Origin of the sequence: Pseudomonas sp. LH21 (genome assembly GCF_036549575.1) — a bacterium.
Lineage (GTDB): Bacteria > Pseudomonadota > Gammaproteobacteria > Pseudomonadales > Pseudomonadaceae > Aquipseudomonas > Aquipseudomonas peradeniyensis.
This window is the reverse complement of sequence record NZ_CP144367.1, coordinates 284,217-298,959: the sequence shown is the minus strand read 5'-3', so window position 1 is coordinate 298,959 and position 14,743 is coordinate 284,217. Positions and strand designations below refer to the sequence as shown.

Here is a 14,743-nt window from a genome sequence, read left to right as displayed (position 1 = left end):
ACGACCAGGCGTTATTCCATAAACGACTATGCAAATTACTTTTAGGTATAAATTCGTTTGTTTTCAGGCTGTTAGCATTTCCGTTCGTAATCGCTCACAGAGGCGATGCCTCTTCCGCCTTTTTCTGGAGCTTCAATGAACCTGCCGCTGTCACTCAACCTGCTGGCGTTCCTGGCCCTGCTGCTGGGCCTGGCGCAAACCCGCCGCACCGACTGGAGCCTGGCCAAGAAAGTGCTGCTGGGCCTGGTGCTGGGCGTGGTGTTCGGCCTGGTCCTGCACACGATCTATGGCGCCGGCCACCCGGTGCTCAAGGCCACCCTCGGCTGGCTCGACCTGGTCGGCAACGGCTATGTCGGCCTGCTGCAGATGATCGTCATGCCGCTGATCTTCGCCTCGATCCTCAGCGCCGTGGCGCGCCTGCACAACGCCTCGAGCCTGGGCCGGATCAGTGTGCTGAGCATCGGCACCCTGCTGCTGACCACCGCCATCGCCGCGCTGATCGGCATTGTCCTGACCAACCTGTTCGACCTCAACGCCGAGGGGCTGGTGGCCGGTGCCCAGGAAAACGCCCGCCTGCAGGCGATCCACAACGACTACGCGGGCAAGGTCGCCGACCTCAACATCCCGCAGCTGCTGTTGTCGTTCATCCCGACCAACCCGGTGGGCGACCTGGCCCGGGCCAAGCCGACCTCGATCATCAGCGTGGTGATCTTCGCCGTGTTCCTGGGCCTGGCCGCGCTGCAGCTGATCAAGGACGACAAGGAAAAGGGCGAGCGCGCCCTGTCGGCCATCGACGTGCTGCAGGCCTGGGTGATGCGCCTGGTGCGCCTGGTGATGAAACTCACCCCTTATGGCGTGCTGGCCTTGATGACCAAGGTGGTGGCCAGCTCCAACCTCGAGGATATCCTCAAGCTGGGCAGCTTCGTGGTGGTGTCGTACATCGGCCTGGGCCTGATGTTCGTGGTCCACGGGGTGATCCTGGCGCTGACCGGCGTCAGCCCGCTGCGCTTCCTGCGCAAGGTGTGGCCGGTGCTGACCTTCGCCTTCACCAGCCGCTCCAGCGCCGCCAGCATTCCGCTGAACATCGAGGCGCAGACGCAACGCCTGGGCGTGCCGCAGTCGATCGCCAGCTTCAGCGCCTCGTTCGGCGCGACCATCGGCCAGAACGGCTGCGCCGGGCTGTACCCGGCGATGCTTGCGGTGATGGTCGCCCCGGCCGTGGGCATCAATACCTTCGACCCGCTGTGGATCGCCACCCTGGTGGCCATCGTCACCCTGAGCTCGGCCGGTGTGGCCGGCGTGGGTGGCGGCGCGACCTTCGCCGCGCTGATCGTGCTGCCGGCCATGGGCCTGCCAGTGGAGCTGGTGGCCTTGCTGATCTCGGTGGAGCCGCTGATCGACATGGGCCGTACGGCGCTGAACGTGAATGGTTCGATGATGGCGGGGGTGGTTACCAGCCAGTTGCTCAAGCAGACTGATCAGCAGGTGCTGAGCGGGGATGAGCATGCTGAGTTGAGTCATTCCTGATAGATCGCTGGGGGTGCTTTGCGCCCCTTTCGCGACACAAGGCCGCTCTCATGGAACAAACCGTAACTTATTAATTTATCTAGGCCCTGTGGGAGCGGCCTTGTACCGCGAAAGGGCTGCGTAGCAGCCCCAGGTTCTCAGACCTTGTCCCAGACTTCGAAGTGAAAAACCGGCCCGTGTCCTTCGGCAGGTTGCGGCTCACTCGCGCTCAGTTGCCACTGTCCGCGATCGAACTCTGGGAACCAGGCATCACCCTCGGGCGACAGCTCCACTCGGGTCAGGTACATCCGGCTCACCAGCCCTTTGTCCAGCGCCTGCCCATACAGCTGCGCGCCACCGATCAGCATCAGCTCGCCGACACCCTGCTCCCGCGCCCACTGCTCGGCGCGCACCAGTGCCTCTTCCAGCGAAGCGAACACCTCGGCCCCGGCCAGTTGCAGGCCCGGCTGACGGCTGACGACGATATTCAACCGCCCCGGCAGCGGTCGGCCCAGCGAATCCCAGGTCTTGCGGCCCATGATGATCGGCTTGCCCAAGGTGGTGGCCTTGAAGTACTTGAAATCCCCCGGCAGGTGCCAGGGCATGGAGTTGTCGATGCCGATCACACGGTTCTCGGCGAGCGCCGCGATCAGGCTGAGGGGGAGTGATGTGTTCATGCCGGCGAGGATAGCATCGGGCACGTGGGTTATGCTTGCGCCCTGACCTGTGCAATGGAAGAGCTTGTGACGGCACCGACTCCACTCGACAAGCGCTGGCTAACCGAAGCGGTACGCCTGCGCGAGGAACACGCCGGGCCCCTTGAGGACCAGGAAGCCAACCGTCGCGCCCGCCAGCAAGGTGGCGACCTGGCCACGCGCATCGAGGCCCGCGCCCTGTGGCTGGCCGAACGCGACGGCATGGACACGGCACTGCGCCACTGGAAGCAGGGCGCGCGCCTGGCATTGCTGGCGCTGATGCTCCTGGCCGTGCTCAGCGGCGCCGGCCTGGGCCTGGCTGCCCTGGGCGACGGGCAGCGCCCGGTGAACGTATTCTGGGCCCTGGGCAGCTTGCTTGGGCTTAACCTCATACTGCTCTTCGGCTGGGCAGTGGGCTTCTTCTTCGCCGGTGAGCAAGGCGCGACGCTGGGCCGCCTGTGGCTGTGGCTGAGCGAGCGCCTGGCCCGCGACGCCAAGGCCGCGCAACTGGCCCCGGCGCTGCTGGTGCTGCTGCAGCGCCAGCGCCTGAATCGCTGGTTGCTCGGCCTGCTGGTGCATGGCCTGTGGCTGCTGGCGATGCTCGCCGCCTTGGCGATGCTTCTGGCCCTGCTGGCGACCCGGCGCTACGGGTTCGTCTGGGAAACCACGCTGCTCGCCGCCGAACCCTTCATCACCCTGACCCAGGCCCTTGGCGCCCTGCCCTCGCTGCTCGGTTTCGCCGTGCCGGACGAGGCGATGATCCGCGCCAGCGGCGACACCCTGCCGGCACTCGACCTGGCCCGCCAGGCCTGGGCCAGCTGGCTGCTCGGGGTGGTGCTGGTCTACGGCCTGCTGCCGCGCCTGACGCTGGCCGCGCTGTGCCTGTGGCGCTGGCGCCAGGGCCGCGAGCGGCTGGCGCTGGACCTCGACCTGCCCGGCTACACCCAACTGCGCGACGCGCTGATGCCGCGCAGCGAACGCATCGGCGTGCAGGATCCAGCCCCCGACACCCTGCCGCGCTTCGAAGCCGGCCAGCTGGAGAGCGGCAGTAGCGGCGCCTTGCTGGTTGGCCTGGAGCTGGACGACCAGCGCCCATGGCCACCCGCCCTGCCCCGGTCGGTCACCCACGCCGGCGTGCTCGACAGCCGCGAATCGCGCAACAAGCTGCTCGAGCAACTGAGCCGCTTCCCCCCGGCGCGCCTGGCCATCGCCTGCGACCCACGCCGCTCGCCCGACCGCGGCAGCCTGGCGTTGCTCGCCGAGCTGGCGCGCAATGCCGGCGCCACCCGGATCTGGCTGCTGCAGGCGCAACCGGGCCAGGCCCTGGACGCGGCACGCCTGGGCGACTGGCACGAAGCCCTCGACCGCCTGGGCCTGGCCCACGCCGACACTTCGCCCGTGACCTGGCTGGAGCATGGCCATGACTGAGCCGCTGAAACTGGCCGTGGTCGGCCACACCAACGTCGGCAAGACCTCGCTGCTGCGCACCCTGACCCGCGACGTCGGCTTCGGCGAGGTCTCGCATCGCCCCAGCACCACCCGCCATGTGGAAGGCGCACGCCTGTCGGTGGACGGCGACCCGCTGCTGGAGCTGTACGACACCCCTGGCCTGGAAGACGCCATCGCCCTGCTCGACTACCTGGAGCGCCTCGAACGCCCGGGCGAGCGCCTGGACGGCCCCGCCCGCCTTGAGCGTTTCCTCCAGGGCAGCGAGGCGCGCCAGCGTTTCGAACAGGAAGCCAAAGTGCTGCGCCAGCTGCTGGCGAGCAACGCCGGCCTGTACGTGATCGACGCCCGCGAACCGGTGCTGGCCAAGTACCGCGACGAACTGGAGGTATTGGCCGGTTGCGGCAAGCCACTGCTACCGGTGCTCAACTTCGTCGCCAGCAGCCAGCACCGCGAACCGGAATGGCGCGAGGCCCTGGCGCGCCTGGGCCTGCATGCGCTGGTACGTTTCGACAGCGTGGCCCCACCCGAAGACGGCGAGCGCCGCCTCTACGAAAGCCTGGCGCTGCTGCTGGAAGATGCCCGCCCGGCGCTGCAACGGCTGATCGACGACCAGCAGGCCCAGCGCCTGACCCGCCGCCACAGCGCCAAGCGCCTGGTCGCCGAGCTGCTGCTCGATTGCGCCGCCTGCCGACGCAGCGTCGAGGCGGAGCCTGCCGCCGAGGCGCGGGCCATCGAAGCCCTGCGCCAGGATGTGCGCCAGCGCGAACAGCGCTGTGTCGAGGCGCTGCTCAAGCTGTATGCGTTCCGCCGCGAGGACGCCAATGCCGGTGACCTGCCGCTGCTCGACGGCCGCTGGGGCGACGACCTGTTCAACCCGGAGACCCTGAAGCTGCTCGGTGTGCGCCTGGGCAGCGGCGTGGCGGCCGGTGCCGCAGCGGGCGCGGGCGTGGACCTGCTGGTGGGCGGCCTGACCCTGGGCGCCGCCGCGCTCGCCGGCGCCATCGCCGGCGGCGCCTTGCAGACCGCGCGCAACTACGGTTCGCGGCTGATGGGCAAGCTCAAGGGCCAGCGTGAATTGACGGTGGATGACGCCGTGCTGCGCCTGCTGGCGTTGCGTCAGCAGCAGTTGATCACGGCGCTGGAAGGGCGAGGCCACGCGGCGCAGGACAGCATTCGCCTGGCCCCTGCGGACGACAAGGGCTGGCGCGAGGACAAGCTGCCCGAGGCACTGCGCAGGGCACGGGCGCATCCGCAGTGGTCCACGCTCAATGCCGGGGCGCGGGTCAGCCAGGCCGAGCGGCAGGAGCAGCTGGAAACCTTGGTGGCGGACTTGTAATCCGATCGCGGGGCCAGCCCGCTCCCACAGATCAACGCAGGGCACCCTTGTAGGAGATCGCCCAGCCCGTCAGGCTGTGCTGCCGCGCAGGAAACAACGTTGTAAGCATCACCAGCGTGGGAGCGGGCTTGCCCCGCGATGGCTAGCCCCGCGCCTTGCGCAGCGCCACCAGTTGCCGCCGCATCTCCCGATGGCGCTGGCTATTGAACACCAGCATTGCCACTAACGGCAGCACCAGCGCCGCGACCAACAGCCCGCTATTCAAACCGCTCCCGATCAGGCTCAACGCCATCAGCAGTGCAACCACTGGCACCAGCAATACCACCCACATCGCCCTCAGCCCGCGAATCATCGCGATGTGACCCAGGCACAACAGCACTACCAGCCCGCCAATGGCCAGCACAGAGAAGAGCGGATTGCCCGGATGGTTGCGCCAGTGGCTGTCGACCCACAGCGTCACCGCCAATGCCACCGAGAGAATCGAAGTGATGATGCCCAGCACAAAGACCGGGAAGTAGCGGGCCATGAACCGCGCAGAGGGATCTGGACTCATCGACGCCCCTGGCGTCGATGCTCCCGATACTCGACCAGGCGAACACGCATCTCCCGGTATCTGCGGCTATTGAGCAACAGCAATGTCACCAGCCCAGCGACCAGGCTGCTGGTGAAGATGAACAGGTTGGGGCGATGCCCGTAGGTCGTCAGCGTGATCACCATGCTAGCCACGCACAGCCCCGCCACAAGCCACGCACCCCAGGCACGTCCCCGGACCACCGCGCCATGCCCCAGCATGAAGACCGCCAGCGTGATGGAAAGGCTCCAGGGAAAGAGCCCGTCCTTCGAGCACTGTCGGCAGTAGGTGCTCCACACCAATGCGAATGTCCAGGCCACGGCGATGATCGACGAAAAATACGCGCCGATGAACACGCCGAAGTACCGCTGAAGAAAGCCCTTCAACTCAGGATGCCGGATCATTCGGAAATTTCCTCGTAAAGCCCGACAGCCATGCCCTGCACCGTACCGCTGCCGGCCAGGCCAATGAAGCCACCCAGCGAGTCCTTGATCAACGTCTGTGTGGAATGGTTGATCTGCGTAGGCGTGAAGCGCTTGACCAGCTCGCCCGCACTTTGCCTTAGCTTCAACTGCTTGGCCGTCAGGGCCGGATGCTTGATCAGCAGCAGCTCCTTGGTCAGCGCCTTGCGTTGCTGTCGACTCAGCGAGCGGGTCAGCTGATACCAGCTGTTGCCGGTCGCGGCCTTGCGCACCTGGAGGAACTTCAACGTCGTGAGACCTGAAGCGCCCACACCCATCAGCGACACTGCATCGAGCACAGGAGTGGCGGCCTGGTACCACGCCTCCTGATCGAGGGCATCATTGAGCGAAGGGTCGGTTGCCTCGAAGGCGGTTCGCACCAGGCCGATACCGCACTGCGCGGTACTGGCGGTTGCCGCGGCATAGCCCGCGACCGTCAGCGCCAGGCTGGCGCCCCCGGAGAACGGCACGGCGATGGTACCGCTGAACATGACGATCCAGCCCAGCACCGCGCCTGCACAGGACAAAGTGGTGTTAACCGCCTCCTTGACCACCCGGGCTTCACGCGGGTTGCTCTGCAGCTGGTTCATGAACTGCTCGGGCGAGGTGTAGCGAGGCGCCTCGCGCAGGATGATGCGCTTGGGCTTGATGCTACAGATCGGCTGGAACTCGCGCAGCGTGATGACGTTGTAGTCGGCATCGATGTAGACGACACCCGCGCCGACGATGCCTGGGTCGGCGTCGATGGCCTTGAACAGCTTCTGCTGGTCGATGCGGCCTTGCATGCGCTGACGCGCCATGAACTGAGAGGTGCTGCCCAGGGAGTTGGAGAGCAGGTCTGTCACAAATCGGTTTCCTATTACAATGAGCGACCGTATCGCACGGGCAACTGTGATTACCCGGCCAGCGCGCCCCCACAGGCCCCTGCTAAATCAACAAGGTTGTGCAGTTCCATGAGAGCGGGCTTGTCCGCGATTGCGCCGGTAGATTCACCATCGCATTCGCGGGGCAAGCCCGCTCCCACAGGTCGGCGAGCGGCCTTAAGGGATCACACGTTCGGGCACGGCACCGGCGCCCAGTCACCCATGTCCGGGTTGCGGCACATGGCGTTGACCTGGTCGGTACCGGCCTTGGCCACCTGCTGGGCCTCGGCTTTCTTGCCGTTGGCATTCTGCAGGGTCTTCTCGGTGGCCACGGCTTCCGGCGGCACGTCCTTGGTCACCTTCTTGGCCGGCTGGACCTTCTTCACATCTTTCTTCTTGCCGGTGGTCGCCACTTTCGGCGGCTCGGCCACGGCGACCACGTCGGTGCGCGCGACGCCGACCTGCTTGAGGTCCTGCTCGTAGGCCTGGGTGTAGTTGTTCAGGTTTTCACCCAGACGCCCGTTCACAGTGGTCAGCAGGTTGTTCGACTCCTGCAGGCCGGCGACGATCTCGGCCAGGCGCTTGCGCCCCTCGGTGTCGTTGATGCGGCCAGACTTGCGGTTCTGGATCAGGCTGGCGAACTCGCGCTGGTAGCAGGACTGCGACGACTTGGCGTAGGCCGTGGTGCGGTCCAGGTCGGCGGCGCTCTTGTCGATGTCAGTGGCGTACGAGGCGATGCGCTGCTTGTCGTCGCTGATCTGCTTCTGGCGCTCGGTGTAGTAACCGGCCGCGCCACCGACCAGGGCGCCACCGGCGGCGCCGATGGCGGCATTGCGGCCGCGGTTTTCCTTGTCGACCAGGGCGCCGGTCAGGGCACCGCCGACCGCGCCGAGCAGCGCACCGGTGGCGACCGAGCGGGTCATGTCACCGTCGGTGGAACGCAGGTGCTGCACCGGCTCGTAGCAGTTGGGGTAGTACTCGACCTTGGTCGTGGCGCCGACCTTGGACACGGGCGAGCTGGCGCAACCGCTCAACAGCACGGTGCTGAAACCGGCTGCCAGCAGCAGCGCGGTACGGGCCTGGGATGCAGTGATCAGGGGTTTGCGGGTGAACATGGTCTGGTTTCTCTTCTTGGGTTTCTCGGTATCCGGGGGCTTCGTGCCACCCGGGAGTCCTTTCTGTCGAAGCTGTCCTTAGGGTCGCGGGGCGGCCGATGCCAGCAGCTCCTTGAGGATCGTCGCCGGATCGGCCCGCCGGTTCTGGCGGTACTCCCCGACGTGGCGGACGAACAGGGTGGCGCGGGTCACCAGGCTGTTGCCCAGGACCGGCTTGCGATTGAGTTCTTCCTTGACCCGCTGGAACTGCGCCTGGATCACCGCGTCGGTGTAGCGCGTGCCGCTGGACAGGTTGTCGATGTAGATCGCCACGGCGCCATCGAGGGCGGCGCGGCCATTGGCGATGGCGGCGCCGTACATGCGCGCGCTGGTCTGGTCGCCCGAAGCCTCGGCCTTGGCCTGGGTGTTCTGCAGGTTGGTCAGGCGGATGTTGTAGTTGTTGACCGTCTCGGCCACCAGGGCGGCGGACTGGATCAGGTTGCCGGCGGCCTCTTCACGCTGACGGGCGATCAGCGAGACGTTGCGCTTGAGCTCTTCGTTGACCAGGCCGAGCTCGGCCTGCTGGCGCGGGTCGGTGGCGGCGGCGATGATGCTGTCCAGGCGCTTGGTCGGGTCCTGGGCGGCGTCGATGTCGTCGGTCAGGCCGGCCAGACGGCCTTCCTTCTGCCACTGCTCGAACAGTTCCTGGTAGCGCGAACGCGGGGCCGACAGGGCGCCGATGGCTACGCGAAAGCCAGTGGTCTCGTTGCGCTGCTCGGTGCCGTCGGCGCCGAACAGCGGGTACTCGCGGCGCATGCCGGTGAACAGGGTGCCCTCGCCCTCGAGGTAGTTGCCGCCCTTGACCACGAAGCCACCGTAGGCGCCCTGCAGGCGCCCGGCGTTGACCAGCTGGAACGACTCCTGGACCATCTCGGCGGCGTTGCCGATCACGTCGAACAGGCCCAGCGGGTTGGGCTGCCTGGTGCCGATCGGCATCAGCCGCGCCGCCTGCCCGGTGCCGCCGGCGACCTGGTTGAACACCGCGAAGTCGGCCAGCGGCCCTTCACTGTCGGCGCCTTCGACCTTGCGCGGGAACAGTCGCCCTTCCAGTTCCTGGCGGCTGACTGCCGAACCGCCACGGGCGGCGAATTCCCACTCGACTTCGGTGGGCAGGCGCACGAAACCGGTGCCACCGTCCTCGGCCTTGCTGCCACGGCCACTGACCGGCAGCAGGTCGCGATGGTGCTTCATCAGCCAGGCGCTGTAGACGGCGGCGAAACGTTCGGCCTCGAAGCGCGACAGCTTGACCTTGGGCAGGCGGCCCGCCGCGTCGTTGCTCGCCTCGCAGGCCGGCGCCGCGTCGCCGCCGGCCAGCGACGGCGCCTGGGCCATCACCTGGGCGTACTGGCGGGCGGTCACTTCGTACTTGCCGATGAAGTACATCATCGGCGTGAGCGGGCTGCCTTTCTCGACCTTCGGCAGGCTAGGGCCGACGGCCTTCTGCCACTGCGGCGCCAGGTCCTGCAGGCTGAACTGGCCGTTGATGAAGTCGCGTCGGTAGCCGGAGATGAACGACTGCTTGTAGCCGGCCTCGCCTTCGCTGAACGGGTAGCCGAGGTTGACCTCACGGTCGTCGAGGCTGCCCTGGGCCAATACGTAGACGCTGCGCAGCACCAGCTCGCCACCACAGGGCAGCGGCAGGCTGACATCGCCTGGCAACGGCTTGGGGTTGTCGAACTTGCTGTCGGCCCCGGCCTGGGACTGCACGGCCGGCTTGGCCTTGTCGTCGCCATCGGCCGGGGAACAGGCCACCAGGCTCAGCGCGGTGAGGATCAGGGCGGCAGCCCCGAGACGGCGATCAGACATCACGTATTCCTTGGCAGGCCTCGATGCGCGCCACCCGCCAGCCGCCCAGGGCGGCGGCGGCGGTGCTGGCCAGCAGCACGGCACACAACGCAACGAGGTAGTGCATGGGCAGCAGGTGGCTGGCGAACTCGCCGGGCACCTGCATGAAAAGTCGGTTCAGGCCGTGCTCGGCCAGCAGGTACAACAACCCCGCCACAACGGCGGCCAAAATTCCGCTGTAGAGCGCCTGGAGCACCACGAACAACAGCAGCGCAGCGGTGCCGAAGCCCAGCAAACGCAGCACCGCCAGCTCGCGCTGCTTGCGCTCCACCGCCGCCACCGCGCCCGCGGCGATGGCCGCCACGGCGCCGGCCACGGCCAGGCTGGCGATGATCCAGAACACCAGGTCGAGGTTGCGGCTGAGCGATTGCACCTGGGCGATCTGTGCGGCCTGGGTCGAGACCAGCAGCTTGCGCTCGGCGAAGAACTGGCGCAGCGGCTCGACATCGGTCAGTTCGCGGGCATACAGGCGAAATGCCGGGTACACCCGCTGCTGTGCACTTCCCTGCTCCTCGCCCTGCCAACCCAGTGTCGGCACCGCGCGGCCATCGCGGTAATCCTCGACGGCTTCGAGCAACTGCAACGACGCGAACAGGCCATCGCGCTCGAACGCCGCCAGGGGCAACACGCTGATGACCTGCAGGCGCGTCTGCCGCCATTGCATCTGCCCGGCCTGTCGGCGGCTGAAGCTGGCCTGCAGCTCGTCTCCGGCCCTGGCGCCGAGCTTTTCCGCAGCGGTAAAGCTCAGCACCACCTGCTGCAGCCCCGTCGGGGGAACGACTTGCGCCAGCAAGGGATCACCCTTGGCGGTCGGCAGCATTTCAACCGTCAGGCCACGCCCGTGGGCGGGCAACAGCAGTTCGGCGGTGGCGGCGATCTGCCGGGTCCGGGGGATGGCGAAGGCCACCCCCGGGCGTTGCCCCAGTTCCTCGATGAACTCGGCGCGAAAGCGTCCACCGCCCAGGGGAATGATCTCGCGCACCCCCGGGTCACGCTGCAGGCGCTCGGTCAGGCTGCCGACCAGGCCGAACTTCAGGCCGAACAGCACCAGCAGTGGCGCGATCACCGCCACCAGCGCCAGCACGCCGCACGCCGACAGCCGCGCATCGTTGCGGTAGTCCTGCCAGGCCAACCCGGCGATCAGCAGCGGGCGCATCAGGCGGCCCGCTCCAGCGTTGCCGTGACGCCGCCGTCGGCCTCACGCCGACAGGCCATGCGCAGCACCGTCAGCCCGGCCTGGCGGGCCAAGGCTTCGTCGTGGGTGGCGACCACGCAAGTCACCTGGCGCGCCTCGGCCTCGCGCAGCAACAGCTGCATCACCCGCTCGGCGTTGACCGGATCCAGCGCGGCGGTCGGCTCGTCGGCCAGCAGCAGCGTCGGGGCATGGGCCAGGGCACGGGCGCAGCTGACCCGCTGGCGCTGGCCGAGGGACAAGGCGGCGGGTTTCTTGCCCAGCTGGTCGTGCACATCCAGCGCTTCGGCCAGGCGTTCGACGCTGCCATCATCGCCGAGCCCCAGCAGCTGGCGCGGCAGACGGATGTTGCCGCGCACATCGAGAAAACCCAGCAACCCACCCGCCTGCAGCACGTAACCAAGGTGGCGGCTGCGCCAGCTGGCCAGGCGATCAAGCTGCCGGCCGTGCCACAGCCCGGCGACATCCTCGCCGCCGAGGACGAAGCCCTCTGCCGCATCCGGCGCCAGCACCAGCGCCAGCAGGTCGAGCAAGGTGCTCTTGCCGCAGCCGCTGGGGCCGACCAGCGCCACCCGCTCGCCCACGGCCAGGTGCAGCCGGTCGACCTGCAGGCTGTAGCGCTGGGCACCCTGCCCGCGCGTCTTGCGCACCCCGTCCAGGCGAATCATCACGGCAGCGTCGACAGCGGGACACGGTACAGGGCGTCACCCGGCTCGGCGTTGCCGAAGCGCACCCAGTTGGCCATGTCGTTGTGGAAGGTCTCGTACAGGCGGATCTTCGAGTCCAGCTCGTCGATGAAGTCCTCCTGCTCGGCCACCGACAGCGACAGCCACAGGTCCTGGGTCATGCTCAGGGACTTGCTGCGGTACGGCAGGCCATCGAGGTACTCGCCGAGCACCCCGCCCTGGGCCAGGTTGGCGCCCTTGCGCAGGGCGCCGGGGTCGCGGCTCATGTAGGCGCTGGCGCTGGCAATCTCGTTGAAGAAGTCGCCCGGCGAGCTGCGGGTCTTGCGCGCGGCATCGACGATCAGCTTGAGCGACTGCTGCAGGTCGTTGAGCTGCAGCTTGGTGAGCATCACGCACACCTGCAGGGTGGGCAGCGTCGGGTTGGTCAGGTCGCGGTCGGCGGTCCAGGCGCTGACCAGCTGCGGCGCCTGGCTGGCGCCATGGCGGCCGAGGAAGTCCATGTGCATGGCATAGCCGATGGCCTGGGACTTGGCCGCCAGCCCCGAGGCCGAGGTCAGCAGCGGCACCGGCTGTGGTTGCTGGTTGCGCACCTGGTGCACCAGCTCGGCGAAGGTCGAGCCGATCTCGCGAACGCGCTCGCCGAACGCGCCGACCTCGCCCCCCGGCACGCCGACGTAGAGGTCACCGATCTGCGGGTTGCTGTCGGCGGTGAGCACGCGATACTGGCTCTCGGCCGCACCGTGGTTCTTCACCCCGGCCGGGGTGCGCAGGTGCAGGGCGTAGATCTTGATCTGTTTGCTCAGCGCCGCCTGGCGCACTTCGGCCTCGTTCATCTGGGTGCTGCTGAATGGGTCATTCTTGCGCAGTGCGCCGGCATCGCTGACCAGCAAGATGAGGCGTCCACCATAGCCGGACCAGTCCATGCCCTCGACCGCCTGCATCACCCCGGCGAAGGCATCCTCGTTGAACGAATGGCTGGAAACGCTGGTGGCCCTGACCTGCGAGGCGGCCTTGAGGAAGCGCGCAGGATCCCGGCCCTCCTCCAGGCTGACCAGGGTCTTGCTCAAGTACTCGAGGCCCGGGGTGCGCTTGACGTTGTTGCGGAAACCCACCAGCCCGAAGCTGACGCTGTCCAGCTCGCCCCGGGCCGCCAGTTGCTGCTGAAGCTCGCTGACCACCTGGCGTACACGGTCGATATACGGCTGCATGGACACCGAGGTGTCCACCACCAGGACGATGCCGGTGCGGAAGCTGTTGTCGCCGACCGCCGTCACGCCGGCTGCCTTGGGCGCGCTGTCGCGGGCACTGGCGCCGGGGTCGATGGAGGCGATGTTGAGCAGTTGCACCGGCTGGCCGCCGGCGTCGAAGCTTTCGCGGTAGTCGAAGATCGGCATCAGGTAGAACTGGTTCTGCGGCACGGCGCTGGCCGCCGGCTCCAGGGCCATCACCTGCGGTACCTGGTCGGGGTGGTTCTGTGCCTTGAGCAGGCTGTCGCGGGCCTGGGCGGTGTCGTCGAGCAAGTGCTGCACATCGTCCACCTGACGCATGAACATCACCGGCGAGCGGCCCGAGCGCTCGGTGAACTTGAGCACCAGGCTCTGTTTCCAGTCACTGGTCTGCGCGGCCGGCAGCCAGCCATCGCGCTGGCCGTCGCTGGCTGCGCCGACCTGGACCCAGGCCTGGCCGCCGACGTCCTTGCGCTGGTAGACGTAGAGCACGGAGAAGGCCGGCAGTTTCTCGCCCGAGGCATCGCCGGGCTGGGCCACCAGCTGGGCGTCGGGCTTGGTCAGCACACGCTGGAACAGGGTCTTCTTGCCGGGCATCAGCAGTGGGCGGCCATCGTCCGAGGCGGCAACGGGTGTGATCTTGGGTTCGGCGGGGGCCACGCTGTCGGCGGGCGTCTGCGCCACCGGTGTTTCTGGCGCGGGCGCGTCACTGCCGCCGAGCAGCCAGAAGAACGCGCCACCCAATCCCAGCGCCGCCGCGATCGCCACCGCCAGCACGGCCTTGGCCGGTTTGTTCGATCCGGACTTCACGGCGGGAGCGGGCTTGGGTTCGGGCCGCCGGGCGGGCTCGCTCACGGGAGCGGCAACGGCCTGCGGAATGTCGATGGACACCGGTTGCGGGGTGGTCGGCGGCGGGATCGGCAGCGGACGCACCAATGTGCTGTCGTTGTCCTCGACCGGCGCCTGGACCGTCAGGCGGTCCAGCGCGGCCAGCAACGCCACCGCGTCGGCGAAGCGCTCGTTGGGATCCTTGGCCAGCAGGCCACGCAGGATGTCCTGGTAGCGGCCGTGCTCGATGGGCAGTTCCGGCAGCGGCTCGGTCAGGTGCGCCAGCGCCGTGGACAGCGCATCGGTGCCGCTGTACGGCAGCTTGCCGACCAGGATCTCGTAGAGCACCACGCCCAGCGCATACAGGTCGGCGCGGCCGTCGATCTCCATGCCCCGCGCTTGTTCCGGGCTCATGTAGCTCGGCGTGCCGACGGCGAAGCCGGCCTGGGTGAACTGGGTGCGGTCATCCAGCGACTTGGCGATGCCGAAGTCCGACAGCACTGCAGTGCCGTCGGCACGGAACAGGATGTTGGCCGGCTTGACGTCGCGGTGCACCAGGCCCTGGGCATGGGCATAACCCAGCGCCTGGGCGATCTGGCGCACGTAGGCGAGGCCCTGCTCGGGCGTCAGCCCATCGGCGATGCGCTCCTTGAGGGTGCCGCTGGGCAGGTACTCCATGGCCATGTAGTACAGCTCGCCGACATTGCCGATGTCGTGGATGGTGGCGATGTTCGGGTGCGCCAGCCGCGCCAGGGTGCGCCCTTCGCGCAGGAAGCGCTCGCAGAAGGTCGGGTCGGCGGCCAGGCTCGCCGCCATGATTTTCAGCGCCACCTTGCGTTCCAGGGAACGCTGGGTGGCGAGGTACACGCTGGCCATGGCGCCTTGGCCAAGCTCGCGATCGATATCGAATCCGGGGATCTGCATGTCCATG

The 14,743-nt window shown here is 67.7% G+C and carries 12 protein-coding genes; 3 read left to right on the top strand and 9 right to left on the bottom strand.

The window, feature by feature from the left end; genetic code table 11:
* Positions 1-135: 135 nt before the first annotated feature.
* Positions 136-1,527 carry an L-cystine transporter gene (locus VUG52_RS01390; RefSeq protein ID WP_050703385.1) on the top strand — a complete coding sequence of 464 codons (1,392 nt, stop codon included), beginning with the start codon at positions 136-138 and terminating at the stop codon, positions 1,525-1,527.
* 137 nt (positions 1,528-1,664) lie between these two features.
* On the opposite strand, the gene VUG52_RS01385 is transcribed toward VUG52_RS01390, so the two are convergent.
* Positions 1,665-2,183: a dihydrofolate reductase gene (locus VUG52_RS01385; RefSeq protein WP_050703384.1), complete on the bottom strand. Its 519-nt coding sequence runs from the start codon at positions 2,181-2,183 to the stop codon at positions 1,665-1,667.
* A gap of 54 nt (positions 2,184-2,237) precedes the next feature.
* Between VUG52_RS01385 and VUG52_RS01380 the strand changes: the two genes are divergently transcribed.
* Complete coding sequence (locus VUG52_RS01380) at positions 2,238-3,629, top strand: DUF2868 domain-containing protein (RefSeq protein WP_050703383.1); 1,392 nt, start codon at positions 2,238-2,240, stop codon at positions 3,627-3,629.
* The gene (locus VUG52_RS01375) at positions 3,622-4,986 is read left to right on the top strand and encodes a GTPase/DUF3482 domain-containing protein (protein ID WP_331832346.1); all 1,365 of its coding nucleotides are present in this window, start codon (positions 3,622-3,624) and stop codon (positions 4,984-4,986) included. Before VUG52_RS01380 ends, VUG52_RS01375 begins: the two co-directional genes overlap by 8 nt.
* A gap of 142 nt (positions 4,987-5,128) precedes the next feature.
* On the opposite strand, the gene VUG52_RS01370 is transcribed toward VUG52_RS01375, so the two are convergent.
* From VUG52_RS01370 to VUG52_RS01335, 8 genes are all read right to left on the bottom strand, one after another.
* A complete protein-coding gene (locus VUG52_RS01370) occupies positions 5,129-5,539 on the bottom strand; it encodes a hypothetical protein (RefSeq protein WP_331832345.1) in 411 nt (136 codons plus the stop codon).
* Positions 5,536-5,961, bottom strand: a complete 426-nt coding sequence (locus tag VUG52_RS01365; protein ID WP_331832344.1) for a hypothetical protein — start codon at positions 5,959-5,961, stop codon at positions 5,536-5,538. Before VUG52_RS01365 ends, VUG52_RS01370 begins: the two co-directional genes overlap by 4 nt.
* Entirely contained in the window at positions 5,958-6,818 is an 861-nt protein-coding gene (locus VUG52_RS01360) for an NAD synthetase (RefSeq protein ID WP_331833110.1), read from the bottom strand. Before VUG52_RS01360 ends, VUG52_RS01365 begins: the two co-directional genes overlap by 4 nt.
* Before the next feature lie 248 nt (positions 6,819-7,066).
* Positions 7,067-7,996, bottom strand: coding sequence for a type VI secretion system-associated lipoprotein TagQ (gene tagQ, locus VUG52_RS01355; protein WP_050703379.1), 930 nt, complete (start codon positions 7,994-7,996; stop codon positions 7,067-7,069).
* A gap of 78 nt (positions 7,997-8,074) precedes the next feature.
* Complete coding sequence (locus VUG52_RS01350) at positions 8,075-9,841, bottom strand: formylglycine-generating enzyme family protein (RefSeq protein ID WP_052896378.1); 1,767 nt, start codon at positions 9,839-9,841, stop codon at positions 8,075-8,077.
* Positions 9,834-11,036 (bottom strand): FtsX-like permease family protein, encoded by a 1,203-nt coding sequence (locus tag VUG52_RS01345; RefSeq protein ID WP_050703378.1) that lies wholly within the window; start codon positions 11,034-11,036, stop codon positions 9,834-9,836. The genes VUG52_RS01350 and VUG52_RS01345 overlap by 8 nt, the downstream gene beginning before the upstream one ends.
* Entirely contained in the window at positions 11,036-11,740 is a 705-nt protein-coding gene (locus tag VUG52_RS01340) for an ABC transporter ATP-binding protein (protein WP_050703377.1), read from the bottom strand. The genes VUG52_RS01345 and VUG52_RS01340 overlap by 1 nt, the downstream gene beginning before the upstream one ends.
* A complete protein-coding gene (locus VUG52_RS01335; protein WP_050703376.1) occupies positions 11,740-14,742 on the bottom strand; it encodes a serine/threonine-protein kinase in 3,003 nt (1,000 codons plus the stop codon). The genes VUG52_RS01340 and VUG52_RS01335 overlap by 1 nt, the downstream gene beginning before the upstream one ends.
* Position 14,743 lies beyond the last annotated feature (1 nt).

What these genes read in the sequence shown, in the direction of transcription:
- VUG52_RS01365 (WP_331832344.1), bottom strand. Translation starts at nt 5,961, where the DNA reads ATGATCCGGCATCCTGAGTTGAAGGGCTTTCTTCAGCGGTACTTCGGC.
- VUG52_RS01360 (WP_331833110.1), bottom strand. Translation starts at nt 6,818, where the DNA reads ATGGCGCGTCAGCGCATGCAAGGCCGCATCGACCAGCAGAAGCTGTTC.
- VUG52_RS01345 (WP_050703378.1), bottom strand. Translation starts at nt 11,036, where the DNA reads ATGCGCCCGCTGCTGATCGCCGGGTTGGCCTGGCAGGACTACCGCAAC.
- tagQ (WP_050703379.1), bottom strand. Translation starts at nt 7,996, where the DNA reads ATGTTCACCCGCAAACCCCTGATCACTGCATCCCAGGCCCGTACCGCG.
- VUG52_RS01370 (WP_331832345.1), bottom strand. Translation starts at nt 5,539, where the DNA reads ATGAGTCCAGATCCCTCTGCGCGGTTCATGGCCCGCTACTTCCCGGTC.
- VUG52_RS01350 (WP_052896378.1), bottom strand. Translation starts at nt 9,841, where the DNA reads ATGTCTGATCGCCGTCTCGGGGCTGCCGCCCTGATCCTCACCGCGCTG.
- VUG52_RS01380 (WP_050703383.1), top strand. Translation starts at nt 2,238, where the DNA reads ATGGAAGAGCTTGTGACGGCACCGACTCCACTCGACAAGCGCTGGCTA.
- VUG52_RS01335 (WP_050703376.1), bottom strand. Translation starts at nt 14,742, where the DNA reads ATGGACATGCAGATCCCCGGATTCGATATCGATCGCGAGCTTGGCCAA.
- VUG52_RS01340 (WP_050703377.1), bottom strand. Translation starts at nt 11,740, where the DNA reads ATGATTCGCCTGGACGGGGTGCGCAAGACGCGCGGGCAGGGTGCCCAG.
- VUG52_RS01390 (WP_050703385.1), top strand. Translation starts at nt 136, where the DNA reads ATGAACCTGCCGCTGTCACTCAACCTGCTGGCGTTCCTGGCCCTGCTG.
- VUG52_RS01375 (WP_331832346.1), top strand. Translation starts at nt 3,622, where the DNA reads ATGACTGAGCCGCTGAAACTGGCCGTGGTCGGCCACACCAACGTCGGC.
- VUG52_RS01385 (WP_050703384.1), bottom strand. Translation starts at nt 2,183, where the DNA reads ATGAACACATCACTCCCCCTCAGCCTGATCGCGGCGCTCGCCGAGAAC.